Below are 23,082 nucleotides of genomic sequence, written 5' to 3' on the forward strand. Positions count from 1 at the left end.
GGTCGCGCGATGAAGCCGTCGAGACTCGTGCCGATGAACACGCATCCCGTCCACGATCGGTTCTCTGCCATGTCCAGCCTTTCCGAAGAGCGTCGAGCTCGCCGCCGTCGCTCAGTCCCGGCTCGGTGCTGACGGCCCGTCGGGGATGGCGGGCAGTGCGTCGGTCGGCGGTATCGCGAACCAGAAGACCCCGTCCGCGAGCCGCGCGCGTTCCAAGGGCGCGCCGAGGGGCTCGGCCGTGTTCAGCGCCGCATCGACTCCCGTCGAGACGGGATCGTCGTTCGCGGCGTGCGGTGGGAAGCGGAAGCGCTGACCGATCAGATGGTCGCCGTCGAGACGGCGCCGGTAGACGATGCAGACGCTGTTCGGGCTCTCGATCCAGGTCCGGACCACGTCCACCACGGAGGCGTAGTTCTCGAGGATCTCGTCCTCCAGGACCCTCTTAACGACGGCAGCCTCGGTCGAATCGTGCATGGGCAATCCCTCCTCGGGTGGCGGACCGAGGAACTCGGCCCGCCACGGACGGTAGCCGAACCATTTTCGGCAGGGCGGAGGAGGCGCGCTCGAGCTCCGGAGCGGCGCGCGCCCCTCCTGGCCGGCAGGCCTGCGTCGGTACTGCTGACGGAGTCGTCGGGGCTCCTGATCCGGCCCGCGTGTCGACTCGTCCGGCAGCGCTCTTGACAGGCGAGCAAAGTAAGTGTTCGATCAGTCACATGCCTTCCCCCTCCTCCCGCTCCACCGCCGAGGCGCAGCGCGAGCGGATCACCGCGGCGGCGCTCCACGTGTTCGCGCGCACCGGCTACGCCGCGACTCCGATCACCGAGGTCGCCGCCGAGGCCGGCGTCTCGCCCGCCTACGTCTTCCGCCTGTTCCCGGGCAAGCTCGGCGTCTTCGTCGCCGCGGTCGACCGCTGCTACGAGCAGGTGGCGACCACGCTCGCGGCGGCGGGGGAGGCCTCGCCCTCCTCGGACCCGGCCGACCGGCTCGAGGCGATGACCGTCGCCTACATCGACCTGATCGCCGACCGCGACCTGATCATGCTGCAGTCGCAGGCGCAGAGCGCGTGCGACGTCCCCGAGATCCGCGAGGCGGTGCGCCGCGGGATCTCCGCGGTCGTCCGGACGGTCACCGTCGTCTCCGGAGCCGACGGCCCGGCCGTGCAGCGCTTCGTCGCCTACGGGCAGCTCTGCCACCTGATCGTGCAGACCGACCTCGGCGGCGTCGACTCCGAGTGGGCGCGCATCGTCTCCGACGGCATCCGGCACCGCGACTGAGTCCGCGGTCCTCTCGTCTGCCCTCTTCTCCTTCCCCTCCTCCTTCTCCTCCTCTTCACCACCCTCCCCTTTCATGTCCGCGATTGTGACTGTCCAGTCACTCACCACAACCTCCAGGAGCCCCTCATGTCCACCACGCTTCCCCGCACCACCACCCGCGTCGTCCTCCCCGGGATCGTCGAGCCGTCCGGGCTGCTCCTCGAGCAGGCACCGGTCGAGCCTCCCGCGGCCGGCGAGCTGCTCGTCGCCGTCGAGGCCACCGGCATCTCGTTCGCCGAGCAGTCGATGCGCCGCGGCCGCTACTTCGCCCAGCCGCCGTTCCCCTTCACGCCCGGCTACGACCTCGTCGGCCGGGTCCTCGCGGTCGGCCCCGGCGGCGACGCGTCGCTCGAGGGCCGCCGGGTCGCCGCGCTCACCAAGACCGGCGGCTGGACCGGGCACGCCCGTGTCGCCGCCCGCGACTGCGTTCTCGTCCCCGACGCGGTCGCGTCGGAGGACGCCGAGGCCGTCGTGGTCAACGGAGTGACGGCGTGGCAGATGCTGCACCGCTCGGCCCGGGTCTCCCGCGGCGACACGATCCTCCTGTTCGGCGCGAACGGCGGAGTCGGCGGCCTCATGCACCGCCTCGCCCGCCTCGAGGGGATCCGCGTGATCGGCGCCGCCTCGCCCCGCCACCACGAGGCCCTCCGAGCGGCCGGAGTGGAGCCCGTCGACTACGCCGATCCCGACCTCGCCGCTCGCGTGCGCGAGCTCGCTCCCGGCGGAGTGCAGGCCGTCTTCGACAACGTCGGCGGAGCGACGACCCGGCTGGCGTGGTCGCTGCTCGCGCCCGGCGGCACCCTCGTCGCGTACGCGATCGTCAGCGCGAGCACCGGGAGCATCTGGCCCCCGTTCCTCCGCCAGCTCGCGCGGATCCAGGCGTACCAGCTGGCCCCCAACGGCCGGCGCGCGGTCTTCTACGACCTCTGGGCGGGCCACTCGATGCGCCCCGCGCGCTTCCGTGCGCGGCTCGAGGAGGACCTCGGCCGCGTGCTCGGACTCCTCGCCGACGGCTCGCTGACGGCCAACATCGCCGCCCGCTTCCCGCTCACGGGGATCGTCGAGGCGATGGAGCTCGCCGAGTCCCGGACGCTCGACGGCAAGGTGATCCTGCTGCCGTGAGCGGGGTGCGTCCGGGCGGAGGGTGATTCCGGCGCGGAGGCGCCCGGGCGGCGAGCAGGGGAGAATGGCGCGGTGGACACGGGACTGGTCGAGGTGCTGAAGGCACTGGGCAATCCCACGCGACTGCAGATCATGGAGTGGCTCCGCTCTCCTGAGGCGTCGTTCAGCGAGTTCGAGCCGATCGCCGACCGCGCCGAGTTCGGGGTCTGCGTCACGCATCTCGCCGCGAAGAGCGGTCTCGCGCAGTCGACCATCTCGTCGTACATGGGATCCCTGGAGCGCGCGGGCCTCGTCCGCTCGACGCGCGTCGGGAAGTACACCCACTACCGGAGGAGCGACGCCGACGTCGACGGGCTCCTGAAGCGGCTCGGAGCCTCGATCTAGCGACGTATCGCGAATCGTCGATATGATCGGCCGCATGACCGATGCTTCCGAGGCCGCTCCCGCTCGCCGTGCTCTGCTCGTCCACGCCCATCCCGAGGAGCGGTCCTTCTCCTCGGCGCAGGCGGACGCGGTCCTCGAGCAGCTGAGGGCCGACGGCATGGAGGTGCGCCGGCTCGACCTGTACGCCGAGGGCCGGGACCCGGTGCTGCACCGCGACCAGTTCGCGTCCGGCTCCGGCTACTTCAAGCCGCAGGCGCAGCAGATGACCGCGGTCCTCGAGAAGACGCTCGGGGAGCCCGTCGCGAGCGATCTCGACGAGCTGCTGCAGGCGGATCTCCTGGTGCTCTCGTTCCCCCTGTGGTGGTTCTCGATGCCGGCGATCATGAAGGGCTGGATCGACCGCGTCTTCGTGATGGGCGCGACGTTCGGAGGCGAGCACGGCGTCTTCGCCGAGGGCGGCCTGCGTGGCAGGAGCGCGATGCTCCTGCTGACGACGGGCGGCGGCGAAGCGGCCTTCGCGCCCGGCGCCGCCGACGGCTACGGCGACCTGCAGTCGTTCCTCTTCCACATCCATCGCGGGATGCTCGAGTTCGTCGGGTACGACGTCCTGCCCCCGGTGGTCACCTACGGTCCCGCCCGCCTGAACGCGGCCGGACGCGAGGACGCCCTGCAACGGGCTCGAGCGCAGGCGTCCGCATCGACGGCCCGGCTGCGCGGCGCCTAGCATCCGTCGCGCGCCCGGCAGGAGTCAGCTGCCCGCTCGAAGCGCCGCCACGAGCTGATGCAGTTCGGACGCGTGGTCCCGCTTCCACTCGCGGAACGCCGGAGTCGTGCTCGAATCCTCGGCTACGGGGACGTACTCCACCACGGCCACCTCGAGGACGGTGGCGAACACGTCCTCGTCCGGCTCCGTCGACGTGCCGGCGACGCCGACCGTCGCGGTGTGATCGATGCGTGCTCCGGAGAGGGTGATCGTTCACAGCTGGATCGGACCGTCGGGAGTCCGGGTCGCGTCACCGGTCCTCGAGTGGACGACCTCGATGACGACTCCGCCCACCGTGCGCTGCATGGCCCGAGCGTACTCAGCGGATCCGCGCGCGGCCGAGCGTCTCGGGCGGCCGACCGCCGATGCCGCGCCGGGACCCCGATGGCCGTCCGGTCGCGACGCCTCCCCTGCCATCATTGCCCTCGCACTCGACGCTCTTCGGAAAGGCTGGACATGGCAGAGAACCGATCGTGGACGGGATGCGTGTTCATCGGCACGAGTCTCGACGGCTTCATCGCGCGACCGGGCGGGGACCTCGACTGGCTCACCGATCCCGCCCCGCGACCCCACACCGCGGAGACGACGGCCCACCCCGCGCTCATCTGGGAGACGTTCTTCCCGACGATCGACACCCTCGTCATGGGGCGCTCCACCTACGAGACGGTCCTCGGCTTCGACGCCTGGCCGTTCGAGGGGAAGCGGGTCGTCGTGCTGAGCACCACGATCGAGGCGGACGGCAGAGTGGAGGTGGCTCACTCCGTCGAGGAGGCGGCGCTGCTGCTCGACGCCGGAGCGGCAGACCGCGTCTACATCGACGGAGGCCGCACCATCCAGGCGTTCCTGAGGGTGGGCCTCGTCGACGAGCTGACCGTCTCGATCGCTCCCGTGCTGATCGGACAGGGTCACCGCCTCTTCGGCGACCTCACCGGCGACGTGCTCCTCACTCTCCGAGGCCATCACAGCAGCGAGGGGGACGGGCTCCTCCGGGTCACCTACGACGTGCGACCCCGCTAGATCGACGGCGTCCGCCTCCCGGCCGCGCTCAGTCCCGCGACCGGCTCGCGTGCGCGCGGGCCTTCATCCGGTTGCCGCAGGTCGCCATCGAGCACCACTTGGCGGTGCCGGGGCGGCTGCGGTCGAGGAGGAAGAGGTTGCACTCGTCGTTCGCGCAGGCGCGGAGCCGCCCAGGGAACCGGGCGTTCACAGCGGACCAGGCGAGGACCGACTGCACCGCGAGGCGATCCGGCTCGGGAGCGCTCAGCTCCCACACGACGCCCTCACCGGTGATGCGCGGGGTGCGCACGGCGTGCGCGACCAGGTCCGCGAGCTCCGCGACGGCCGCGGAACGAGAAGCTGCCGTCATGCTCCAGGTGTGGTCGCTGCCGACGATGACGTCCGACGCCTAGCGCTAGTGCTGTCTGGGCGACGGGCACCACGTCTGCGTGGCGGCCTCGCATTCCTGGGCCGCGTTTCGGGCCGTCGCGCACATGGTCGGCGCCGCGGCCATCTCGGAGACGTAGACAGCGCCTCGGTCCTGACAGGGAACAGGAAGTACTCCGACGAGCCGATTGGTGACAGCTGCGCAACCAAATGTAGTGTCAGGCGAACCGGCCGTTCGGCCTATGATCCAATACCTGATGGATGAATTGTCCTCGTGACTGTCCGTCCGCTGTGAACTGTTCCCAAATGTCGGGCGGACAAGCCGAGTACCACCATTGGACGCCACCTTTCGGAAACTCCACGTAAATGGTTTCCGTCTCGGAGTCGTATGCCTCTGCGACGATTCGATGGGACGCAACCGGTTGCCAGTTCAAGGTCATTCTGTCTCCTGTTCATAAATTCCGCGCCAGTCAGCCAAGGCACCACTCACGTCGCGCGTTCCAGAATTTGCGTGCCATGAATCGAGAGATGGATCTTCGGCTAGAGGCAAGGGGTTTGGTCTGTCTAGCATGACCCGGGTCGGTAGGACAAGTGCTTCACCGCTGATGATGGCCTCACCTGTTCTGAGCGATGGAAGCGTTTCCGCTAAACCAGCGACACTGTCGGGTAAAGCGGTTCGAATTCTGCCTTGATCCGCACTGTTGCTGAGGCGGAGGGCAATTATCGTTCCACATTGCGCCAACGCCGTGTCGGGAAGGTCGGATGGCCGTTGCGTTACGAGCATGAGTCCAACTCCGTATTTGCGACCCTCCCGAGCTATCCGATTAGCGGCATTTCGGGCGATCGGTGCCGCCGAATCTCCGAGGTAGCGATGAGCTTCTTCGAGCACGATAAGAATCGGACTGGGGCGACCTACTCCGTCGATTCCATCTGGCGTGCGTATCGCCACGTCAAAGAGAAGCTTCATGATTACCCCGATTGCTAGTTCGGCGGCCGCGTCGGGCACGCCAGAGAAATCGAGGACCGAGACGGGTTGTGTTCCTCCAATCCAAGAATCAATGGCGCTCACAAGCGGGTCCGGTCCCTCGGTGGTCCCAGCGGGCTTCAGCATGAATGCGAGACGAGGGTCGAGCAAGCCGAGGCGAAGAAGCTCAGGCGTGCTCCCGTGAACTCCGAAAAAAGGTCCCTGCATCGGTGAGGCTCCCGCGGGACCATGCGGCGTATAGGAAGCCGACGTGAGCGTTGAGGCGTTTCCAGCAGACTCAAGGCAAACTGAATTTGGATCGCTTTTTGTTCGACGGGTCTCCCTATTCTCAGAGTCTAATTGAAGCCAAACTGCTTGAATATTAAATGGTACAGGGGTGTCCGCGGTAATTGCTTGCGGATCAAGATTGAGCCAGGTCGCCGCGTCAGCAAATTTTCGACGCGAGTCGGCTACCAATGTTGCCCACGTCTTCTGCGTGGTCGGACCTGCATTTGTCCCGATAAAAGCGCGTAAGATGTCCTCGGCTGGAAGTGCCCAGAAGGGGACGTGGAGCCGATCGTTTGATTTACCGAGAACTGTTCTCACCGAAGCGTGCTCTTCCAGGGCATGGGAGTATTCCCCGTGGCTATCGATGACTACGATGTTGGCGGCCGGCCAGTACCCGTTGGCGAAGCCCTGGAGAAGTGAGGCGACCGCACTGGTCTTTCCTGATCCGGTGGAGCCAACGACGGCAGAGTGGCGAACGACGAGCTTGTCGACATCAAGGGCGATAGGAACTGTTTCAGCAGCGGACAAACGTCCGATTCGGATATGTGTTGTCGATGATGGGGGGTAAACAGATGTGAGTTCTTCACTTCTGGCGAAGTGCACGGGATCGTCGAGACCTGGATAAGAACCCACTCCCCGTCGAAACTGCCTGGTCCCCTTGTCGACCTCACCGAGGAGTTGCACCTGAAGCCACCTCTCGCCCGCGGGTGAGCTTTCGTGAGGGCCCGGTCCTGCGGTGAGTTCGGATATGCCCACGAGGGTGACCGTAGCGATCAGGTCTACCATCCCCTGTGGTAGCCGAACGAGGGAACCGATTTGACCTATCTGTTGAAGTTGCCCGCGATAAATTGGAGCAATACCGGCTAGGCCGGGGTCCAGTTCGACTGTAATTTGCGACCCAAGCACATGTCGCACGCGCCCTACATACGTTTCATCCTTCGGTGGCATCTGGGTCTCCACTCATTCGACTCTGGGGGTAAAGGTCAAGGCCGAAGAGCTACGAGAGAGGAAGCTAGTCAGTGCGCCAAAATCTCCGAGACGGCAGTTCGTTCCGTCCCAAATGTCACCGGGAAGTGTCACGCCGTCGCCGGGTCCCTCCCACGGAGCGCGAAGGCCGCCGATAATGGCTTCTTTTTGCGTAACTACTTGGAGATTCGGTGTTTGCTCTGCTTTTCTTGCAAGGTTGCTGGGAATTTCGGAGTAGCAAAAGGCGACAATCTCAGAGCGTGGCCGACGAGCGGCCGCTTCAAAGAATAATTCATTGAGGTGATCGTCAGCCCAGGAATAGCCAGATACGAGGAAGAGAGTTTCTGGCTCATTAAGGGCGCGTCTGAGTCGGTCTTGAAGGACAACGAATGGCATACGTCGGGATTCCTCGTACTTGGCGTCCGAGGGGAAAATTGCTGCGATCTGATCCTTTGGAACGGTAGTGCCCAATCTTACGACCTCACCTGTGGGACTATCCGCATCCCATGACCAGTTGACCGACCCGTGCAACTTCCATAATCGCGCGAAGAAGGGTGGTAGTAATGATTCAAGATCTGACTGATTTGCCTCGACCATGTCAGTCCTGAACCTAGCTTTCCAAGTTCCGACAAAACCGTCGAAATACGGTACTCCTATGGCTTCAAGAGCAGTCTCGATTACGCAGTCGTAGTTGACCGTGAAGAGTTCGACAGGCCGCAAGTAATCCGCGCGGGCGACCCACGCTGCTAAATTGTCAGCGGGACCCGTTAGGTTACTGACTGTTGAGAGTTCTGCAATTATAAGTCTGCAAATCTCCAAGTCGAGATCTCTAGCCTCTTTTCGTGTCAACCCATCTACGATGTCGGCTCCATCAACCACTGCTTGAATTCTCCTGAGCCGACTGAGGGCCTGTTCGAGATTGCGGGACGATGTAAGGCGCGAAAAAGATGAGGACTGGTCGGCTGTCAGTCCAGCAAGGATCTTCTGGGTCAATAAAGCGACGTCGGGAAGCCCGCATGCTTTGGACGTTCCGGCTCCGAAGAACGTGCAGACATGCCGTGACCGGGTGGCAAGCTTGGCGCTCAGTCCTCCGGCGAAGCTGGCGATGTTGTGGGAGAGCATGAACCGAACGTAGCCGGTTCTCATGTTCGAGAGGCGAGCGTTCCGCAACTTTGGTGAATCGTGAGGTTCCTCGGGTCAGCACCGCGCTACGTCCGTAAGAAGGCTGCCAGGTTTAGTTCGTGTAGCGTTGGCGCACTGCTGCTGGGGGCGCTGCGTGTGTAGGAGTCCGCTATGGCATACACGGCCGGTGGTCACACGCGTTTTACGAAGTTGCTTGTCCGGAGGCAACCTTTTGTGATCGCATCATGTCGCCGAAAATCAGCTACATCGTTGCGCTCTCGCGGGTCGTCTGAGCCTGCTGGTGGCGGTAGAGCGTCGCGCGACTCCGCCGGACTAGACGAGCAGCGTCCTCCGGCGGTGCGGCCGCGACCGCGAGCGTCCGCGGCGATCGCGAGCTTGTCCGCGATCACGACTGGATCCGACGGAGGCTGGCCGAAGCGAGTTCCGTTCGCACGCATTACGGTGATGCCGGCGTTGACCCGTTCCGCGATGAGCTCCCGCTCGTATTCCGCGAAGGTGGCGAGCATTTCAGTATCAGCCGGCCCGTCGACGTCGACGGGCGATGTCGTCAGAGATCGACCGGGCCTGCACACCGCGCTCTCGCAGCAGGTTCACCGTGTTCAGCATGTCGAGCAGCGGACGGCCAAGTCGGTCGACTCATCACACGACGACGGTGTCGCTGATGAGCTTCTTCATCCCGGTCCGCTCGATCGCGGTCTTGCTCCCCGAGGTGACGTTCGCGAAGACGCCGCGCCTCTGCACGTCGGCGGCGACGAGCGCGTCGAGCTGCAGCTGCGCGTCCTAACTCGACGTACTCACACGCGTATCGCCCAGGACCCTCACGACGTCATTCTGACTCGAAAATACCCTCCAGTCCCCACCTGAGACGAAACACGGCAGTATATTTTCGCAAGATAACCGACATCCCAAAAATCCGGATCCGTGAGCGCTGAACGAGCGCTGAACGATGCGTCTCAAAAAGCTACTGTTTTGCAAGGCGATCGGTAGACAGCAAACGACTCGCAGCGGCCTGCTACGCGACCGGCGCCCCGCGGGGTATCACGCCACAGTTGCGAGATCAACGCCCGCGCGTCCTCACACAACGACGGACGCTGGTATGAGCCGTCCAACGAGACGCTCCGCATCCCTATGGTTCCGAGACCTCTGCATAACGGGCTTCGACATTGCGTTTCTCGCCACAGCGACGCTCGTAAACGTGAACTTTAGGCGCATCGACGTAACGGCGAACCTGCGCGGATCGACCTCCGCAGGATCGAGCCAGCATCAGGACCCGGCATCTGAAGCTCAGCCTGATGGGTGTCGCCCAGCGTGCTCGCGACAGCCGCTAAGCTGTGACGCGTCGACGGAGGTAGCAATGGGAGTTTTTGACTGGTTCAGGCGGAAGCCAAGGGCTGAGAAGGTTCAGGCCGCTCCTCCGCAACCACTCAGGCCGATCCTCGCTGAGGACGTCTTCACTCCGACCTCCTCCGCAAAACGCGGGTTTATCGGACGAGGTGAAGTTCAAAGCGATCTACAAGCAGCACTGCGCACGCCTGGCACACAAATCATTGTATATGGCGAATCGGGTGCAGGAAAATCAAGTCTTGTAGACCACAGTCTACTTGACCTTGGTCGCAAGCATCTTTCGACACACTGCACCGGAGCGACGACCTACACGGAGATTCTAGCATCGGTATTCGACGAACTCGGTGTATTTGCGATCAGTGACCTATCCGCCGAGAACAGCATAGGCTCCGAAATCGGCGGATCCATTGGTTCGGATGTAGTTGCAGCCAAAATTGAAAGTCATTTGAAAAGCGAAGACACGCAAGGAAGCGTATCTCAGCCCGTCGTTAAAACCCAGTTGACACCTCAACGAGTCGAGGCAGAACTGGCTCAGCGGCAAATAACTTGGATTATCGAAGACCTTCACAAGGTTAAACCGGAAGTAAAAGAGCAGGTCGCGGACTTGTTGAAGGTTTTTGTAAACAGGGCAAGCAAGCGCACGGGCGTAGTTGTACTTGGCGCGGCCGAAACGGCAGGAGCAATTGTTCGAGCTCCGGCTGATGTCAAAACTCGGGTTGCGCAGCTTTCGGTAAAGCCGCTGACACCCGAAGAATTGAGCCAAATCCTAGAGAAGGGCGCGCTTCTCTTGAATGTCGATTTTTCCGAAGTAAAAGACGAAATAATTCGGTTATCTTCTGGTGTGGCAAGCGCAACACACGCTTTGGCCTTGAGATGCCTCCAACAACTAGGCATCGAGACGCCCGTTCCGGGAGAGGCTCGGCTTATAACGCACGATGTTCTCGTGCTCGCAGCGCGATCGTACGCCCGCTCGATGAGCGGCAATATGAAGGAGGACTTTGAAAAGGGAGTGTTTCTTAAGCGCGTACGAAAATTCGATAATTGCGCCGTAATCCTTCGAGCGATTGCTGGCCTTCCTGAGCGTGGCGGCACGCATGCCGAGATCTTGGCACAGATCAAGGAATCGACGCCAGGGTACCCGGCTGGAAACTTGAGCGCCTTTCTGCCTCAGCTCGCTAGCGATGAGCGAGGTGGTCTATTACGCAATACCCCAGACGGACGCTGGCGGTATGATGAACCACTTCAGCACACCTATGCGCAAATTCTCTTCAATATCAGACTAGAGACTGACGACATTTTCGCTTCGGAGCTGTTGGAGTCGGTTTCAAACGAGCAGCGTGATAAGGCGCAAGCTGCGGCATCGATTGATGCGGCAGAAAACTTGTAGTCAACGCATATGCAACGCTTGTGATCTTCTGCATGTCGAGATTGCCACTGAAATTGAGTTGTGTCACTTCATAATTCGTTTACGCGTGGTCCGCGAGTCCGGAGTCCCCGTCCTCGCCGTCTGGGGCCGGAACGACGAGATCTTCGCCCCCGCCGGCGCCCAGGCGTTCCTCCGCGACGCGCCTCACGTGCGCATCGAGCTCGTCGACGGCGGGCACTTCCTGCTCGAGTCCCACCTCGACCGCGTCGTCAGCGCGATCACGGACTGGCTCGGCCGCGAGTGACGGGCCCGTGAGCCGGGCGGGCCCGCTGATTCGGCCTCGCGGGAGCGGCCACGGACGCCTGCTCCTGCTGCCGGCAACCGCGCCGACGTCGGCGCAGCCGGGTCGCGATCCCGACCCGCTGCGCCCGGCGAGACCCTCCTGCCCGGCGTCCCTCAGCGGCTGAGGAGGGCGACGAGGTCGGTCGCGATGCGGTGCTCGACGTCGGCCGGGACGGGCTGCACGGCGGCGTCGAGGTCCGCGGTGACGACAGCGGCGAGGCTCCGGGCCTGCAGGGTCAGGCCGAGGTCCATCGCCTGGATCGGGTTGCCGCCGGCCGCCGTGAGGTTGATCATCCGGCCGTTCTCGAGGCGGACGATCCGCTTGCCGTTCTTCAGGCGGATGCCCTGCCGGCGCTGGCCGTCGGCGAACTCGGTGGTCGACTCCGTGGCGGCCGCGAGGGCGTCCTCGTCGATCTCCCACGGGAAGTGGCCGACGCCCGCGATCACGGCGCCGTCGGCGAAGGCATCGATCTCCGCCGCGCCGATGACGCCGGGTGCTCCGGTGGCGGTGAAGACGAACTGCGCGTCCGAGAGGACGTCGGCGACGGGTCCGACGCGGTGGCCGCGGAGGATCGCCTGCAGCGAGCGGATCGGGTCGACGTCGGCGACGGAGACCCGCGCTCCGAGCTGCGAGAGGGTGTCGGCGACCCCGCGCCCGCACGGGCCGTAGCCGATGACCGCGGCGCGGGTGCCCGGGATCATGAGGTTCGTGGCGTTCATGAAGCCCTGGACGACGCTCTGGCCGACCCCGTACTCGTTCTCGACGATCAGCTTGAGGGGCGAGTCGTTGATGACGACGACCGGTCGCGGGAGGGTCGCGCTGTTCTCCCGCAGGCGGATGCCGCCGGTGGTGGTCTCCTCGGTGCCGCCGAGGTAGTGGTCCGGGACGCCCGAATCGATCAGGCGGAGGGTGAGGTCGGCGCCGTTGTCGAGGGTGAGGTCGGGATTGTGCTCGAGCACCTTCTCGATGTTGCGGAGGTGCTCCGCCTCGCCGTCGCTCTGCTGCGTGTGCACGTGCACGCCGAGGGCGCGGAGGTCGTCGGCGACGTCGTCCTTCGTGGTTCCGGGCGAGCCCGTCAGAGCGATGTCCATCCCGGCCTCGACGAGGAGCGAGACGAGGGCGGCGGTCTTGGGCTCGACGTGGAGGCAGATCGCCAGCTTCTTCCCGGAGAGCACCGGAGCGAGCTCCCGGACCGCCTGCGCGGTGAGGGGCATGTGGTCGAGAGCCCAGCGGCTCGCCGGGTGGGAGAGGGAGGAGGTCATGGCGGGTCCTGTCTGGAGTGGGTACGTGGGCGTCGAGTGGGGGCGTCGTGTGGCCGGCGGCGCGGGAGTCGCGTCAGGGCGCTCGGCCCCCGGCGGGCTGCAGCCGCGCCCGGCGTCGCGCGTGCGTCGAGTGCGCGGTCCTGCACGCGACGTCCTGAGGAGGCCGATCGCCGGGGACGGCCGCGAGGCCTCGCGCGGGGCTGATCTCCGTGCGACGGAGCCTGAGGTGCATCTCCTCACGCTGGGCCGAGGTCGGCACGGCGCGGATCGTCATCGGTGAGGACACCAGCCCAGTCTGTCGATCCGGACGAGCCCTCGCTCGGATGATCGTGCCCGGCGGCGGCACCCCGGGAGGGGCCGACCTGTCGTGCGGTGACGTCCCGCGCGGACTGACAGGCGCGCCGCGTCCGCTCACCCTCCGGTGACTGGGCGAGGGGCGTCGAAGAAGAGGTAGGACACGAAGTGGATCGCGCGAAGCCGGAACCACGCGAAGGCTCGGTCGCGAGCGCGGCCCGACGGAGCGCCACCGCTACCCTGACGCCATGCGCCGCAGTCTCGACGACCCTCTTCGGAACCGCGTCCGCACCGGCTCTCCGTCCGTCGCGTCCGCCTGATGGAGCGGCGACGGACGGACCGCTCGGAGCCGGTTCGCGAGTTCCGGCCCTCGAGGGCCCGGCAGAGGAACGAGTCGCGACGGCTGAGGCCCGTCGCCGTCCTCCCCGCGCTGGTCCTGCTGGCGGGGAGCGTCTGGGGAGTCGTGGTCGCCGACGACCGCGGTGCGGCGCTGGCCGTTTACCTCGGGCTGTTCGGCTTCGCCACCGTGGTGGCTCTGGTGATCGTCGGAGTGCTGGCGCTCCGCAATCGGCGGTTCCTCGCCACCGCGTCGCTCCGGATCTCGGACCGGGCGATCGAGTGCACGGACGCTCGAGGCAGGGTCGTGACCTTCGAGCGGGCCGACCCGTCGGTGAAGGCGCTGCTCGCATGGGTGCCCGCCGGCCCCAACAGTGAGGGGATCGATCTGCCGCCGTCGCTCATCCTGTTCTTGTCGGACGGAAGCCGGTCGCTGCGGCTCCGCGGGGCGGACTGGGAGCTCGAGGATCTGCGGGCCGTCGTCGCCGCCGTGACGACACCGCTCTCGCCGGCGGCGCGTGGCGTGCACACCGGTAGCCGGAGCGTGTGGGCGCGCCTGACCGGAGCCGCTCGTCGGCGGGAGATCGAGGCGCCGCCCGCCCCGGAGAAGACGCTCAGCCCCGCCGAGATCAACGAGCTGATCCCCGGAACGATGAGCTTCCGCGAGACCCGTCCGCTGACGTTCGCCCTCCTGATCGGGTTCGGCTCGGCGGCTCTCGTGCTGGGCGTCGTCGTCGGCGTCGCCTTCGTGGTGGTGCCCGGGTAGCGGAGGAATTCGGCGCCGTGCCGGGGACCGCTGAGCGGGAGACGCGGGCGACAGGCCCACGCCCCCGATCGGCGACCTCGCCGGGGTGATCCTGCCCGCGCCCTAGGCTCCACGCATGACACTCACCCAGGACTCCGGTTGGATCTGGTTCGGACTCGCGATCGTCACCGCCGGTCTCGCCGAGCAGAAGGGCCGCTCGCGCTGGCGGTGGTTCGTGCTGGGGCTGCTGTTCGGGCCGATCGCGACGGCCCTCGTCGTGCTGTGGGCGCGTCCCGAGGGCGGAGTGGCGACGGACGTGCGCTGGAACTTCGCGATCGGCGCCGGCGTCGCCGCGGCGGCGCTCGTCCTCGTCGCCGTGACCTCGGCCCTCTGGCTGCTTCTCATCCCGGCGGCGATCGCGGCGCTCGCCGCCGGGCTGCTCGCCTGGCTGAGCCGCCGCGTCCCCTACGAGCACCTGCCCCGCTGACGACCGCCGGCTGGTCGAGCCTCGGAACTCGAGATCTCGCGGCCCGAGGCGGGAGGCGCCTCACTTTTCGGACAAGGTCGATGACCTCGCGAGGATCGGCCGGCCGCGGCGTCAGCGTTCCGGCCAGGCCTCCCACACTCGACTGAAGGGCGCGGTCAGCTGCTGCCCGTCGTGGCCGATCCTGTGATGCACCCCGACGTCGTTGCTGTAGCCGCTCGACCAGCCGAGCTCACTGCCGCTCCCGATGCGGTAGCCGACGATGATGCCGTCCTTCCCGGCGGCACGGCCACGAGCGTTGCGGGTGAGGGCGACTGCGAGCTCGGTCGACCTTCATTTTCGACCTCGGCTCTACGTCACGCGGATCAGGGACGCGGGGCCTTCATTCATGTCTATTAATCGGGTTGGTTCGTAACCAGATCGATGACATGCAACTAAGTCGTTGGTTCGAATTGGAAGCGTACACAAACAGCGAAGGCAACTGGCTACACTGATCGGGTGCCAAGACCTTCCGCTCGAACCTCTACTGACCCTGTCCGTCACTTTCTAAAGCGTGCAGAAGCGGCAAATACTGCCGGTCGATGGATCTTTTTTCTCGCGCTTGCAGGCGGCCTGTTGACGGTGGGTATAAACGTCTTCAGCGCAACGCAACTTACCTTCGAAGCCAATTCGTTAGAAACGCAAGCGGAATCTAGCGCAAGCCGTCTAAAAGAAGTGCGTAAAGATTTCAAGGGAGCGGAGTATCGCCACGACCTGGCTTGGGAGAAGCTTGAACTCGAGCAGACGGTCGCCTCGCAGATCTACGATGAAGAGGTGGCGCGCGGCGTGGAGGACGGAACCATTTCAGCTCCAATCTGGCCCGCCTCTGTCGGCTTCGATCCGGCGCTGAAGAAAGAGTTTGACGATCGTATTGCGGCGTCTTCGAGGGAGTTCGTTCCTTTCAAAGACGAACTGGAGAAGGCGACAGAACGTTTTGAGAAGGCGAGTTCCTCTAGTGACGCCGCGCTCATCCAAGCTGACATTTCTCGTGCGACCGCTGATGCGGCCTGGGCAAGAGTCGCAGTTGTAGCCGGTGTCACCTGCGCGGCCCTGGTTGTCCTAGCCGCCTTATGGTTCTTGCTCTCAAGCGCGCTTCTGCGTGCCCGCGCCACAGTAGCGCTGGCCGAGCGCACAACTACGCTCGACTAGCTTCGCTTCATCAGGGCTAGGCACTTCTTAAGCGGTGAACTTGAAGAGGGCGCACAAGTCGCCCGCGGGTCGTCGTCGGCATCGGCACCTACCGGCAAGTCGCCGCTCCGCGCAGCGCCACGTCCCCCTCCGGATACGCGTCGTGCGAGAAGCACAGCCGCACGCCCTCCGCCTCCACACGCTCGAGCAACTCGGACGTCCGCTCGTGCGCCCGCGCGTCGTCGCTGATGAACCGCGGCAGCTGGCGCAGGCGCCCGGACCAGCCGAGGAACTCCCGCCCCCACGCCGCGTCGCCGGCCACCAGCACGCGCCCCTCGACGAGCACCCCCAGGTGCCCGCGTGCGTGCCCCGGGAGCGGCACCACGAGCAGCGACCCGTCGCCGAACAGGTCGAATCCGGTCAGCCCCTTGATCGTCGTCGCGGGCTGCTCGTCCGCCACGATCCCGGCCGCGAACCACGGCGGCAGCAGCGCGCGGAAGATCCCCTCGCGCACGCGGTTCCGCCGCACGGAGGCGACCTGGCCAGACGACAGCACGAACGTCGCGTCCGGGAACCAGCGCACGCCGCCCACGTGGTCCGGGTGCAGGTGCGTGAGCACCACGAACTCCACGTCGGCCGGGGTCAGGCCGAGGGCGAGCAGCCGCTGGTCGACGGTCTGGTCGTCCGGCACGGTCGCGGGCAGGATCCGCTCGTACAGCCGTCCGACGAGGCCCGTTCCGCGGAACGTCGGCGGGTAGCCCGTGTCCACGAGCACCCGCCGGCCGCTCGCGTGCGTGTAGAGGAAGACGTTGGAGGGGAAGACGCGGCGGGGGAGCCCCCTCCCGCGGAACACCCGGGACAGCGGGAAGACGGTGCTCCCGCACGCCATCACCTGCAGCGACGACTCAGCCACGCGTCCCCCTCAGGTGCTCGCCGACCCGGCGGATGCCGTCCGCCAGCGGCACGGTCGGCTCGTAGCCGAGCTCGGCCCGCGCCCGCGAGATGTCGAGGGTTTGCGCGTACGCGAGGGTCGCCACGGTGTAGCGGGTGAACGGCGGCTCGCGGCCGGGCAGCAGCCGGTACACCCGCTCCAGGATCTCGGCGAGCGCGGTCAGCACGCGCAGGTCCACCCGGATGAAGCGCGGCTCCTCGCCCATCGCGGCGAAGAAGCGCTCGAGGAGGTCGCCGAGCGGAGCGGGCTCGCCGTTGGTGATGTTGTAGACGCCGCCGTCGGCCACGGGAGCGTCGGCGGCGAGCACCAGCGCGTGCGCGGCGTTCTCGACGCAGGTGATGTCGACGGGGTTCCGACCGCCGTCGAAGAGGGGGATGCCGCGGCGGCGGCTCGCGGCGACGAAGCGGGGGAGGAGGCTGGGGTCGCCGACGCCGATCAGGCCGCGGGGGCGCAGGATCACGAGCTCGGGGATCCGGCCGGCGCGGTGCGCCTCCTGCAGCAGCCTCTCGGCCTCGATCTTGCTGCGGATGTAGAGGCTCATCCGGCTGCCGGTGTCGACCTCCTCCTCCCGCACCAGGTACTGGTGGCGGCGGGCGGAGTAGATGCTCGGCGACGAGACGAAGACGAAGCGGCGGATCCCGCAGCGCTCGGCCAGCGCGATCATCGCCTCCGTCCCCGCGACGTTCGCGCGCTCGAACTCGCTCCACGTGCCCCACGGGCTCGACAGAGCGGCGGCGTGCACGAGCACGTCGGCCTCGACGGTCGTCGCGCCCAGCTCGGCGAGGTCGGCGCGGAGGACCGTGGCGCCCTCCTCCTCCAGCCGCGCCAGCGCCTCGGGGGCGCGACCGGTGGCGAGCACGTCGTCGCCCGCGGCCAGGAACTCGCGCACCGCGTAGCCGCCGAGGAAGCCCGTCGCCCCGGTGATCAGCACGCGGCGCCGGCGCTCAGCGGACATCGACGACCTCCAGCCCGCGCTTGCGGCCCCAGTACCAGAGCAGGATCCCCAGGTACCCGAGCGCCTTGCCCTTCCGGATCGACATCAGCACGACCGCGTCCTTGTCGAGCAGCGCCTCGCTCCGCCCGATCACCTGGCAGACCTTGAGGTGCAGCTCCAGGTCCTCGTCGGTGTCGTCGATGCTCGAGCGCGGGAAGCCGTCGACCTGGAGGTACAGCGCGGCATCGATCGCGAGGTTGCAGCCGGCGGCCATGAACATCCGGTACCGCTGGCCGGGGCGGCGGTAGAAGACGCCCGGGGCGTGCTCCATCAGGCGGATCAGCGCGGTGCCGAGCACGCCGTCGTACCAGCGGTAGACGGCTTCGTCCCGCCGCGGGGACAGGCGGCCGCCGACGAAGCGGGCGCCGCCGCGGAGGTCGGCCTTGAGGCGCGCCACCCAGTCGGCGCTCGGCAGGCAGTCGGCGTCCGTGCGGGCGACGGCCGTCGCGCCCTCGGCGATCGCGTGGCGGAAGCCGGTGTCGGAGGCGGCTCCCGTGCCCTTCTGCGCCTCGTCGATCACGGCGACCTGCCGCTCCGGGCACCGGCGGCGGAACTCCTCGATCACGGCGCGCGAGCCGTCGGTGCTGCCGTTGTCGACGAGCAGGAGGGTGAAGTCCGGATCGGTCTGGCGGGCGAGCGCGTCGAGGGCGCCGCCGAGCAGCTTCTCCTCGTCGAGGAAGGGCACGACCACCCAGAAACCGCGCGCGTCCATCCGTCCCCCGCTCCGGGACCATGGTGTCGGCGGGGGCCCGTGCCGTCAAACCGCGCCGAACAGTGCGCGCGGAGGTGCAGAGGCGCGCTATACAGGGATTCGCTCCGCACGTCCCGGGGCAGGAAGGGGCCCGCGTGCCCGACCTCCTCCCGCTCCGCGTCCTCGGCACGGGCGAAGCGCTGCCCGAGCGGATCGTCACGACCGCCGAGGTCGCCGCGCTCTGCGGCCTGCCCGCCGACGAGGCCGAGCGCCGCTCCGGCGTGCGCACCCGCCACTGGGTCACCGACGACGAGGACCCGCTGGAGCTCGGCCTGCTCGCCGCCCGTCGGGCGCTCGCGGCGGCCGGGCTCGACACGGTCGACGTGGTGCTCAACGCCTCGGGCACTCAGCTGCAGGCGATCCCGGACGGAGGCGCGCTGCTCGCGGCGGGACTCGGCCTCGACGACGTCTCGGCGTACAGCGTCGGCGCCACCTGCCTGTCGTTCCTCTTCGCTCTGCAGGAGGCGGGATTCCTCCTCGCCACGGGTCGCGCCGACACCGTGCTCATCGTCTCGACCGACTGCGGCAGCCGCGGCATCGACCCGGGCCAGCCCGAGAGCGCCCTGCTCTTCGGCGACGCGGCCGCCGCCGTCGTGATCGGACGCGCCGAGACTCCGGGGCAGGGCCTGGTCACCACGCACTTCCGCACCCGCCCGAGCGGTGTGCGCCACGCGGAGCTGCGCGGCTTCGGCTCGCGGATCCGGATCGAGGAGGCGCAGGACCGGCTCGCCGACTTCCGCTTCGACATGCAGGGCAAGGCGCTGCTCGTCGACGCGCTGCGGCACTTCCCGGCATTCCTCGAGGAGGTGCGGCCCGGCCTCTCGACCGGGCTCCCCGGCATCGACCGCGTGGTCCCGCACCAGACCAGCGCGGCCGGGCTCGAGGGCATGGCCCGCCTCTGGGGCCGCGACCGGATGACGATCACGCTCGGCGAGGTCGGCAACACGATCGGCAGCGCGATCCCGCTGGCCCTGCACCGCTCGCGCGTGCGGCCGGGGGAGTCGGTGCTGCTGGTGGGCACGGGCGCGGGCACGCACTACGGCGCGGTGGTCCTGCAGGCGTGAGCGGTGGCAGCGCCTAGCCGAGGAGCGACAGGGCCGAGAGCCCGAGGAACGGCGCCATCACCACGAGGCAGACCGCGGCGGAGCGACCGAACCCGTGGGAGGAGTCCCGCCCGCCGACCAGACGGGCGAGCAGCCCTGTGACCAGCGGCGGGAGCAGGAACAGCAGCAGCCACGGAGCAAGGACGTCCGCGGCCGGTGCCGTCCAGTCGGGCTGGTCGTCGCGGTCCAGGGGAGGGAGGCGCACGAGGAAGAACGCGGCCGTGAGGACGATCGCGGGGAGGACCGACAGGCCGGTGAGCGTGATCGCGGTGAACCTCGCCCCGTCGTCCCGGGAGTACCGGGCACGGTCGGGGTCGGGCGCGGGCCCCCGATCGGTGTCCTCGTCCCAGCCCGGACTGCTGAATCGGATGCGTCCCATGAGGCGATCATGCCGTTCCGGAGCGGGGTCGCGTTGCGGCCGACGAGACCTCCGTCATCCCCGCCGCTCGACCAGTGCCCGCAGCGAGTCGCGGACGAACCGGGCGCCGGCGACTCCGCCGTAGTGCGCCGAGAACCGCTCGTCGTCGACGTACATCTCGCCGAGCCCGAGCAGGTACTCGTCGCTCGGGCCGCCGGACGCGTCGCGGGGCGTGCCCGGCACCTCGGCGAGCCAGGCGCGGTGCCGATCGGCGAGAGCGAGCGCCTCCTGCCCGGTCGGATCCGCCCCGCTCGCCGCCGCGGCGGTCCAGGCGTCGGCGAGGTCCGCCTGCCGCCGCTGCCACTGCTCGCGGTCCTCCGCGCTCATCGAGCGCCACCAGCGGTCGCCGTCGGCGTACGCCGGGGCACCCCAGCGGCGCTCCACCTCCTCGCGGTGCTCCGCGTGGTCGAACCCGTCGAACATCTCCTCGGCCATCGGCCCGTTCCCTTCTCTCATCGTGGTGATCGTCCCGGCGACCGCCCGATCTCGGGCAGCCCGAGACCGAGGTCGCGCCGCAGGATCCGCCCGATCTCGGGCAGCCCGAGACCGAGGTCGCGCAGCAGCAGGATCCGCTGCAGCGTCACGAGCGCGGCGGCGTCGTAGTAGCGGTAGCCGTTCGCGCCGACCCGGCTCGGCGGCAGCAGCCCCTCGGCCCCGTAGTGCCGCAGCGTCCGGCTGGTCGTGCCGGCCAGCCGCGCCACCTCGTGCACGGTCCACTCCTGCTCCACAGCGCCCTCCGTCTCCGCGTCGCCGGTGACTCCGGCGGCGATGGAAGCGACGGTACGGGTTGACGCGGCGTCAACGTCAAGCGGAGGGGACGGATCCGCTAGCGGGCGCCGATCCTGTGCGTTCCCACCCGGAGGACGAGCTCGGTCACCGGCACCGCGGCGATCGAGCAGCAGGCGGCGGGCACCACGGTCAGCAGCGCGACGACGGCGTCCGTCCCATCGCCCGCGTCGGTCCACGCCGCGATCGAGACCACGATCCAGGCGATCGCGAGGATGCAGACCGTGGAGGCCGACCAGAGGACCGGCCAGGGCGCGCGACCCCGTCCCGCGGAGTAGGGGAGCCCGCCGACGGCCGCCGTCACGGCGGTCGCCAGAAGCGCTCGGGCCAGCGGGAGGAGCAGCTCGCCGGGGTCCCGGCCGGTGTCGAGGGAGGACAGGGCGAACAGGACCGAGGTCGTCGCGAGCGAGAGGACCCCGGCGACGGCGACGAGCGTCAGCAGGGTCCGGATCAGGAGCCTCACCGGTCGCCCCCGGCGAGGAACGCGCCGCGCTCCTCCAGCAGCCGCCGCAGGTGCCGGTCGAGCACCAGCCGCTCCGCGATCCGCCCGAGGACGCCGAGCGGGGCGGAGTACTCGAGCCGGTCGATCATCACGGAGCCGGAGCCGGAGCCGGAGCCGGAGCCGGAGCCGGAGCCGGAGCCGGAGCCGGAGCCGTCGGGCTCGAAGCGGTGCTCGTGGCAGAACGTCGCGAAGGGCCCGCGGGTCTGCTCGTCGACGAAGGAGTGCGGGGCGTCGAGCGCGGTGACGGTGCTGGTCAGCCGGAGCGGGACGCCGAAGTGCCGGGCGCTCCAGGTCACGTGCTCGCCGAGCCCGATCAGCCCGGTGGTCGTCCCGGAGACCGCGCGCTCGCGAGCGCCGGCCTGCGAGCGCGTGTGCAGGTCGATGTCGCGCGCCCGGTCGAACATCTCGGCGGCCGGGCGGGCGGAGCGGGTCACGACCTGGAGGAGCACGGTGTCGATCCTGCCCGCCGCGCCTGCAGCCGGCCGCGGACGCGCCGGTCCGTCCGCCTCACCAGCTCGTCACCACGGTCCGCGTGATCACCCACCCCTCGTCGCGGCGGACGAGGCGGCTCGTCAGCTGGAGCCGCCAGGTCGCGTGCAGGCGGCCGATGGTCGCCTCGGTGATGGTGCGGGAGGTGAGCACCGGGTGCGCGGCGCCGCCCGAGAGGGCGCTCTCGACGTGGTCGATCTCGTGGTACTCCTTGCGCGCCTCGTCGATGTCGGCGAGCCACTCCTCCCGCGACTGCACCAGGCCGGTCGGGTGCTCGATCACGAAGCGCTCGTCGAGCAGCGCCTCGAGCGCGGGCAGGTCCACCAGCTCCAGTGCGTCGAAGAGGGCGGCGTGCACCGCGGTCGGGCCGTCGTCCTCCCGCTCGTCGCCCCTGCCGGCGGTCCCGTCGCCGCTCATGCCGGCGGTGCCGTCGTCGCGCGGCGGACGAGCTGCGTCGGCAGCTGCACGTGCAGCGAGCGCGGCTCGCGCCCGGCCATCAGGGCGATCAGCATCTCGGCGGCGGTCGCTCCGAGCGTCTGCATCGGCTGGCGGACGGTGGTCAGCGGCGGATCGAAGCGAGCGGCCTCGGGCACGTCGTCGAAGCCGATCACCGACAGGTCGTGGGGCACGGCGAGGCCCAGGTGCGCGGCGGTCTCGATGATCGCGAGCGCCGAGACGTCGTTGGCGGCGAAGACCGCGGTCGGCCGGTCGGGCAGCGACAGGAGCGAGGAGGCGGGCCGCCGGGCGGTGTCACGGTGGTAGTTGCCCACCCGCAGCAGGCGCTCGTCGAAGGCGATGCCGGCCTCCGCCAGCGCCGCCCGGTAGCCGGCCTCGCGCAGCCTCGCCGAGCGCAGGTCGCCGCGGCCCGCGACGAAGCCGATGCGGCGGTGCCCGAGGGCGACGAGGTGGCGGGTGGCGAGCAGGGCGCCGCCGAAGTTGTCGGACTCAACGGTCGGCAGGTCGGCGCGGCCGGTATGCGGGTCCACGGCGACGAGCGGGATGTCGGAGGGGGCGCTCACCACGCTCGGCGTGACCATGATCGCCCCGTCGATGAGGGTGCCGCTGAGCCGGCTGAGCGAGCGCCGCTCCCAGCCCTCCTGCTCGCCCTCGTGGGAGCCGGAGTAGGCGAGCAGGTCGAACCGCGACTCCGCCAGCACCGACCCCACGCCCTTCAGGATCTCGGCGCTGAACGGCTCGAAACCCGCGACGAGCACGCCGATCACGCCCGTGCGCCGGGAGCGCATGCTGCTCGCGACGAGGCTCGACTCGTAGCCGAGCTCGCGCACGACCTCGAGCACGCGGGTGGCGGTGGAGGGGGCGATGCCGTAGCGGCCGTTCACGGCCTTGGACACCGTTGCCACCGAGACGCCGGCGGCAGCGGCGACGTCGTGGATGGTCGGTCGGGTGGTCATGTGGCCGA

26 protein-coding genes and 2 pseudogenes are annotated in these 23,082 nt (G+C 68.1%); 11 read left to right on the plus strand and 17 right to left on the minus strand.

The window, feature by feature from the left end; genetic code table 11:
* Window positions 1-111 precede the first annotated feature (111 nt).
* The gene (locus C5C33_RS13590; protein ID WP_104224922.1) at window positions 112-474 is read right to left on the minus strand and encodes a hypothetical protein; all 363 of its coding nucleotides are present in this window, start codon (window positions 472-474) and stop codon (window positions 112-114) included.
* 239 nt (window positions 475-713) lie between these two features.
* Here C5C33_RS13590 and C5C33_RS13595 point away from each other — a divergent pair, with 239 nt between their 5' ends.
* The 4 genes from C5C33_RS13595 (at window position 714) to C5C33_RS13610 (ending at window position 3,543) form a co-directional block, all read left to right on the plus strand.
* Complete coding sequence (locus tag C5C33_RS13595; protein WP_104261361.1) at window positions 714-1,274, plus strand: TetR/AcrR family transcriptional regulator; 561 nt, start codon at window positions 714-716, stop codon at window positions 1,272-1,274.
* A 126-nt stretch (window positions 1,275-1,400) separates the two neighbouring features.
* The gene (locus C5C33_RS13600) at window positions 1,401-2,435 is read left to right on the plus strand and encodes a medium chain dehydrogenase/reductase family protein (protein WP_104261362.1); all 1,035 of its coding nucleotides are present in this window, start codon (window positions 1,401-1,403) and stop codon (window positions 2,433-2,435) included.
* Window positions 2,436-2,507: 72 nt separating this feature from the next.
* Window positions 2,508-2,819 carry a helix-turn-helix transcriptional regulator gene (locus C5C33_RS13605; protein ID WP_244230566.1) on the plus strand — a complete coding sequence of 104 codons (312 nt, stop codon included), beginning with the start codon at window positions 2,508-2,510 and terminating at the stop codon, window positions 2,817-2,819.
* 34 nt (window positions 2,820-2,853) lie between these two features.
* Window positions 2,854-3,543, plus strand: a complete 690-nt coding sequence (locus tag C5C33_RS13610) for an NAD(P)H-dependent oxidoreductase (protein WP_104261387.1) — start codon at window positions 2,854-2,856, stop codon at window positions 3,541-3,543.
* Window positions 3,544-3,567: 24 nt separating this feature from the next.
* Here C5C33_RS13610 and C5C33_RS18600 read toward each other — a convergent pair whose 3' ends face one another.
* Entirely contained in the window at window positions 3,568-3,714 is a 147-nt protein-coding gene (locus tag C5C33_RS18600) for a hypothetical protein (RefSeq protein WP_181136252.1), read from the minus strand.
* Between the two features lie 324 nt (window positions 3,715-4,038).
* Here C5C33_RS18600 and C5C33_RS13615 point away from each other — a divergent pair, with 324 nt between their 5' ends.
* The gene (locus C5C33_RS13615) at window positions 4,039-4,599 is read left to right on the plus strand and encodes a dihydrofolate reductase family protein (RefSeq protein ID WP_104261363.1); all 561 of its coding nucleotides are present in this window, start codon (window positions 4,039-4,041) and stop codon (window positions 4,597-4,599) included.
* 28 nt (window positions 4,600-4,627) lie between these two features.
* On the opposite strand, the gene C5C33_RS13620 is transcribed toward C5C33_RS13615, so the two are convergent.
* The 5 genes and pseudogenes from C5C33_RS13620 to C5C33_RS13640 all read right to left on the minus strand — a co-directional run bounded on the left by C5C33_RS13620 (window position 4,628) and on the right by C5C33_RS13640 (window position 9,097).
* Entirely contained in the window at window positions 4,628-4,948 is a 321-nt protein-coding gene (locus tag C5C33_RS13620; RefSeq protein ID WP_104261364.1) for a CGNR zinc finger domain-containing protein, read from the minus strand.
* A 235-nt stretch (window positions 4,949-5,183) separates the two neighbouring features.
* Entirely contained in the window at window positions 5,184-5,405 is a 222-nt protein-coding gene (locus C5C33_RS19230) for a KTSC domain-containing protein (protein WP_104261365.1), read from the minus strand.
* Window positions 5,402-6,820 (minus strand): ATP-binding protein, encoded by a 1,419-nt coding sequence (locus C5C33_RS13630; protein WP_219814952.1) that lies wholly within the window; start codon window positions 6,818-6,820, stop codon window positions 5,402-5,404. Before C5C33_RS13630 ends, C5C33_RS19230 begins: the two co-directional genes overlap by 4 nt.
* A gap of 357 nt (window positions 6,821-7,177) precedes the next feature.
* A complete protein-coding gene (locus tag C5C33_RS13635) occupies window positions 7,178-8,329 on the minus strand; it encodes an SIR2 family protein (RefSeq protein WP_219813862.1) in 1,152 nt (383 codons plus the stop codon).
* A gap of 238 nt (window positions 8,330-8,567) precedes the next feature.
* A pseudogene (locus C5C33_RS13640) lies at window positions 8,568-9,097 on the minus strand (recombinase family protein).
* Window positions 9,098-9,680: 583 nt separating this feature from the next.
* Between C5C33_RS13640 and C5C33_RS18275 the strand changes: the two are divergent.
* Together C5C33_RS18275 and C5C33_RS13645 are read left to right on the plus strand one after the other, a co-directional pair.
* Entirely contained in the window at window positions 9,681-11,057 is a 1,377-nt protein-coding gene (locus tag C5C33_RS18275) for an ATP-binding protein (RefSeq protein ID WP_181136253.1), read from the plus strand.
* Window positions 11,058-11,142: 85 nt separating this feature from the next.
* On the plus strand, window positions 11,143-11,340 hold the full coding sequence (locus C5C33_RS13645) for an alpha/beta fold hydrolase (protein ID WP_258069247.1): 198 nt from the start codon (window positions 11,143-11,145) through the stop codon (window positions 11,338-11,340).
* 152 nt (window positions 11,341-11,492) lie between these two features.
* Here C5C33_RS13645 and C5C33_RS13650 read toward each other — a convergent pair whose 3' ends face one another.
* Complete coding sequence (locus tag C5C33_RS13650; protein ID WP_104261366.1) at window positions 11,493-12,641, minus strand: adenosylhomocysteinase; 1,149 nt, start codon at window positions 12,639-12,641, stop codon at window positions 11,493-11,495.
* Window positions 12,642-13,254: 613 nt separating this feature from the next.
* On the opposite strand from C5C33_RS13650, the gene C5C33_RS13660 reads away from it, so the two are divergent.
* From C5C33_RS13660 to C5C33_RS13670, 3 genes are all read left to right on the plus strand, one after another.
* Window positions 13,255-14,037 (plus strand): hypothetical protein, encoded by a 783-nt coding sequence (locus tag C5C33_RS13660; protein WP_104261368.1) that lies wholly within the window; start codon window positions 13,255-13,257, stop codon window positions 14,035-14,037.
* 115 nt (window positions 14,038-14,152) lie between these two features.
* A complete protein-coding gene (locus C5C33_RS13665) occupies window positions 14,153-14,503 on the plus strand; it encodes a hypothetical protein (RefSeq protein WP_104261369.1) in 351 nt (116 codons plus the stop codon).
* Window positions 14,504-14,998: 495 nt separating this feature from the next.
* A complete protein-coding gene (locus C5C33_RS13670) occupies window positions 14,999-15,688 on the plus strand; it encodes a hypothetical protein (protein ID WP_146085788.1) in 690 nt (229 codons plus the stop codon).
* An 88-nt stretch (window positions 15,689-15,776) separates the two neighbouring features.
* On the opposite strand, the gene C5C33_RS13675 is transcribed toward C5C33_RS13670, so the two are convergent.
* Genes C5C33_RS13675 through C5C33_RS13685 form a run of 3 tightly spaced genes read right to left on the minus strand, consistent with a single transcriptional unit; the run spans window position 15,777 to window position 18,325 of the window.
* Entirely contained in the window at window positions 15,777-16,580 is an 804-nt protein-coding gene (locus C5C33_RS13675; RefSeq protein WP_104261371.1) for an MBL fold metallo-hydrolase, read from the minus strand.
* A complete protein-coding gene (locus C5C33_RS13680) occupies window positions 16,573-17,574 on the minus strand; it encodes an NAD(P)-dependent oxidoreductase (RefSeq protein ID WP_104261372.1) in 1,002 nt (333 codons plus the stop codon). Before C5C33_RS13680 ends, C5C33_RS13675 begins: the two co-directional genes overlap by 8 nt.
* The gene (locus C5C33_RS13685; RefSeq protein WP_104261373.1) at window positions 17,564-18,325 is read right to left on the minus strand and encodes a glycosyltransferase; all 762 of its coding nucleotides are present in this window, start codon (window positions 18,323-18,325) and stop codon (window positions 17,564-17,566) included. Before C5C33_RS13685 ends, C5C33_RS13680 begins: the two co-directional genes overlap by 11 nt.
* 134 nt (window positions 18,326-18,459) lie before the next feature.
* On the opposite strand from C5C33_RS13685, the gene C5C33_RS13690 reads away from it, so the two are divergent.
* The gene (locus C5C33_RS13690) at window positions 18,460-19,428 is read left to right on the plus strand and encodes a 3-oxoacyl-ACP synthase III family protein (protein WP_219812206.1); all 969 of its coding nucleotides are present in this window, start codon (window positions 18,460-18,462) and stop codon (window positions 19,426-19,428) included.
* A 13-nt stretch (window positions 19,429-19,441) separates the two neighbouring features.
* Here C5C33_RS13690 and C5C33_RS13695 read toward each other — a convergent pair whose 3' ends face one another.
* From C5C33_RS13695 to C5C33_RS13720, 6 genes and pseudogenes are all read right to left on the minus strand, one after another.
* Complete coding sequence (locus C5C33_RS13695; RefSeq protein ID WP_104261375.1) at window positions 19,442-19,846, minus strand: hypothetical protein; 405 nt, start codon at window positions 19,844-19,846, stop codon at window positions 19,442-19,444.
* A 54-nt stretch (window positions 19,847-19,900) separates the two neighbouring features.
* Window positions 19,901-20,613: pseudogene (locus C5C33_RS13700) on the minus strand (TipAS antibiotic-recognition domain-containing protein).
* A 98-nt stretch (window positions 20,614-20,711) separates the two neighbouring features.
* Window positions 20,712-21,134 (minus strand): hypothetical protein, encoded by a 423-nt coding sequence (locus tag C5C33_RS13705; RefSeq protein ID WP_104261376.1) that lies wholly within the window; start codon window positions 21,132-21,134, stop codon window positions 20,712-20,714.
* Complete coding sequence (locus C5C33_RS13710) at window positions 21,131-21,622, minus strand: SRPBCC family protein (protein WP_308471178.1); 492 nt, start codon at window positions 21,620-21,622, stop codon at window positions 21,131-21,133. Before C5C33_RS13710 ends, C5C33_RS13705 begins: the two co-directional genes overlap by 4 nt.
* Before the next feature lie 58 nt (window positions 21,623-21,680).
* On the minus strand, window positions 21,681-22,079 hold the full coding sequence (locus tag C5C33_RS13715) for a nuclear transport factor 2 family protein (protein ID WP_104261377.1): 399 nt from the start codon (window positions 22,077-22,079) through the stop codon (window positions 21,681-21,683).
* Complete coding sequence (locus tag C5C33_RS13720) at window positions 22,076-23,074, minus strand: LacI family DNA-binding transcriptional regulator (protein WP_104261378.1); 999 nt, start codon at window positions 23,072-23,074, stop codon at window positions 22,076-22,078. Before C5C33_RS13720 ends, C5C33_RS13715 begins: the two co-directional genes overlap by 4 nt.
* Window positions 23,075-23,082 lie beyond the last annotated feature (8 nt).

This window comes from Rathayibacter sp. AY1H3 (assembly GCF_002932015.1).

What these genes read in the sequence shown, in the direction of transcription:
- C5C33_RS13615 (WP_104261363.1), top strand. Translation starts at nt 4,039, where the DNA reads ATGGCAGAGAACCGATCGTGGACGGGATGCGTGTTCATCGGCACGAGT.
- C5C33_RS13635 (WP_219813862.1), bottom strand. Translation starts at nt 8,329, where the DNA reads ATGAGAACCGGCTACGTTCGGTTCATGCTCTCCCACAACATCGCCAGC.
- C5C33_RS13660 (WP_104261368.1), top strand. Translation starts at nt 13,255, where the DNA reads ATGGAGCGGCGACGGACGGACCGCTCGGAGCCGGTTCGCGAGTTCCGG.
- C5C33_RS13620 (WP_104261364.1), bottom strand. Translation starts at nt 4,948, where the DNA reads ATGACGGCAGCTTCTCGTTCCGCGGCCGTCGCGGAGCTCGCGGACCTG.
- C5C33_RS13600 (WP_104261362.1), top strand. Translation starts at nt 1,401, where the DNA reads ATGTCCACCACGCTTCCCCGCACCACCACCCGCGTCGTCCTCCCCGGG.
- C5C33_RS13590 (WP_104224922.1), bottom strand. Translation starts at nt 474, where the DNA reads ATGCACGATTCGACCGAGGCTGCCGTCGTTAAGAGGGTCCTGGAGGAC.
- C5C33_RS13680 (WP_104261372.1), bottom strand. Translation starts at nt 17,574, where the DNA reads ATGTCCGCTGAGCGCCGGCGCCGCGTGCTGATCACCGGGGCGACGGGC.
- C5C33_RS18275 (WP_181136253.1), top strand. Translation starts at nt 9,681, where the DNA reads ATGGGAGTTTTTGACTGGTTCAGGCGGAAGCCAAGGGCTGAGAAGGTT.
- C5C33_RS13650 (WP_104261366.1), bottom strand. Translation starts at nt 12,641, where the DNA reads ATGACCTCCTCCCTCTCCCACCCGGCGAGCCGCTGGGCTCTCGACCAC.
- C5C33_RS13720 (WP_104261378.1), bottom strand. Translation starts at nt 23,074, where the DNA reads ATGACCACCCGACCGACCATCCACGACGTCGCCGCTGCCGCCGGCGTC.
- C5C33_RS19230 (WP_104261365.1), bottom strand. Translation starts at nt 5,405, where the DNA reads ATGACCTTGAACTGGCAACCGGTTGCGTCCCATCGAATCGTCGCAGAG.
- C5C33_RS13715 (WP_104261377.1), bottom strand. Translation starts at nt 22,079, where the DNA reads ATGAGCGGCGACGGGACCGCCGGCAGGGGCGACGAGCGGGAGGACGAC.
- C5C33_RS13595 (WP_104261361.1), top strand. Translation starts at nt 714, where the DNA reads ATGCCTTCCCCCTCCTCCCGCTCCACCGCCGAGGCGCAGCGCGAGCGG.
- C5C33_RS13665 (WP_104261369.1), top strand. Translation starts at nt 14,153, where the DNA reads ATGACACTCACCCAGGACTCCGGTTGGATCTGGTTCGGACTCGCGATC.
- C5C33_RS13695 (WP_104261375.1), bottom strand. Translation starts at nt 19,846, where the DNA reads ATGGGACGCATCCGATTCAGCAGTCCGGGCTGGGACGAGGACACCGAT.
- C5C33_RS13610 (WP_104261387.1), top strand. Translation starts at nt 2,854, where the DNA reads ATGACCGATGCTTCCGAGGCCGCTCCCGCTCGCCGTGCTCTGCTCGTC.
- C5C33_RS13685 (WP_104261373.1), bottom strand. Translation starts at nt 18,325, where the DNA reads ATGGACGCGCGCGGTTTCTGGGTGGTCGTGCCCTTCCTCGACGAGGAG.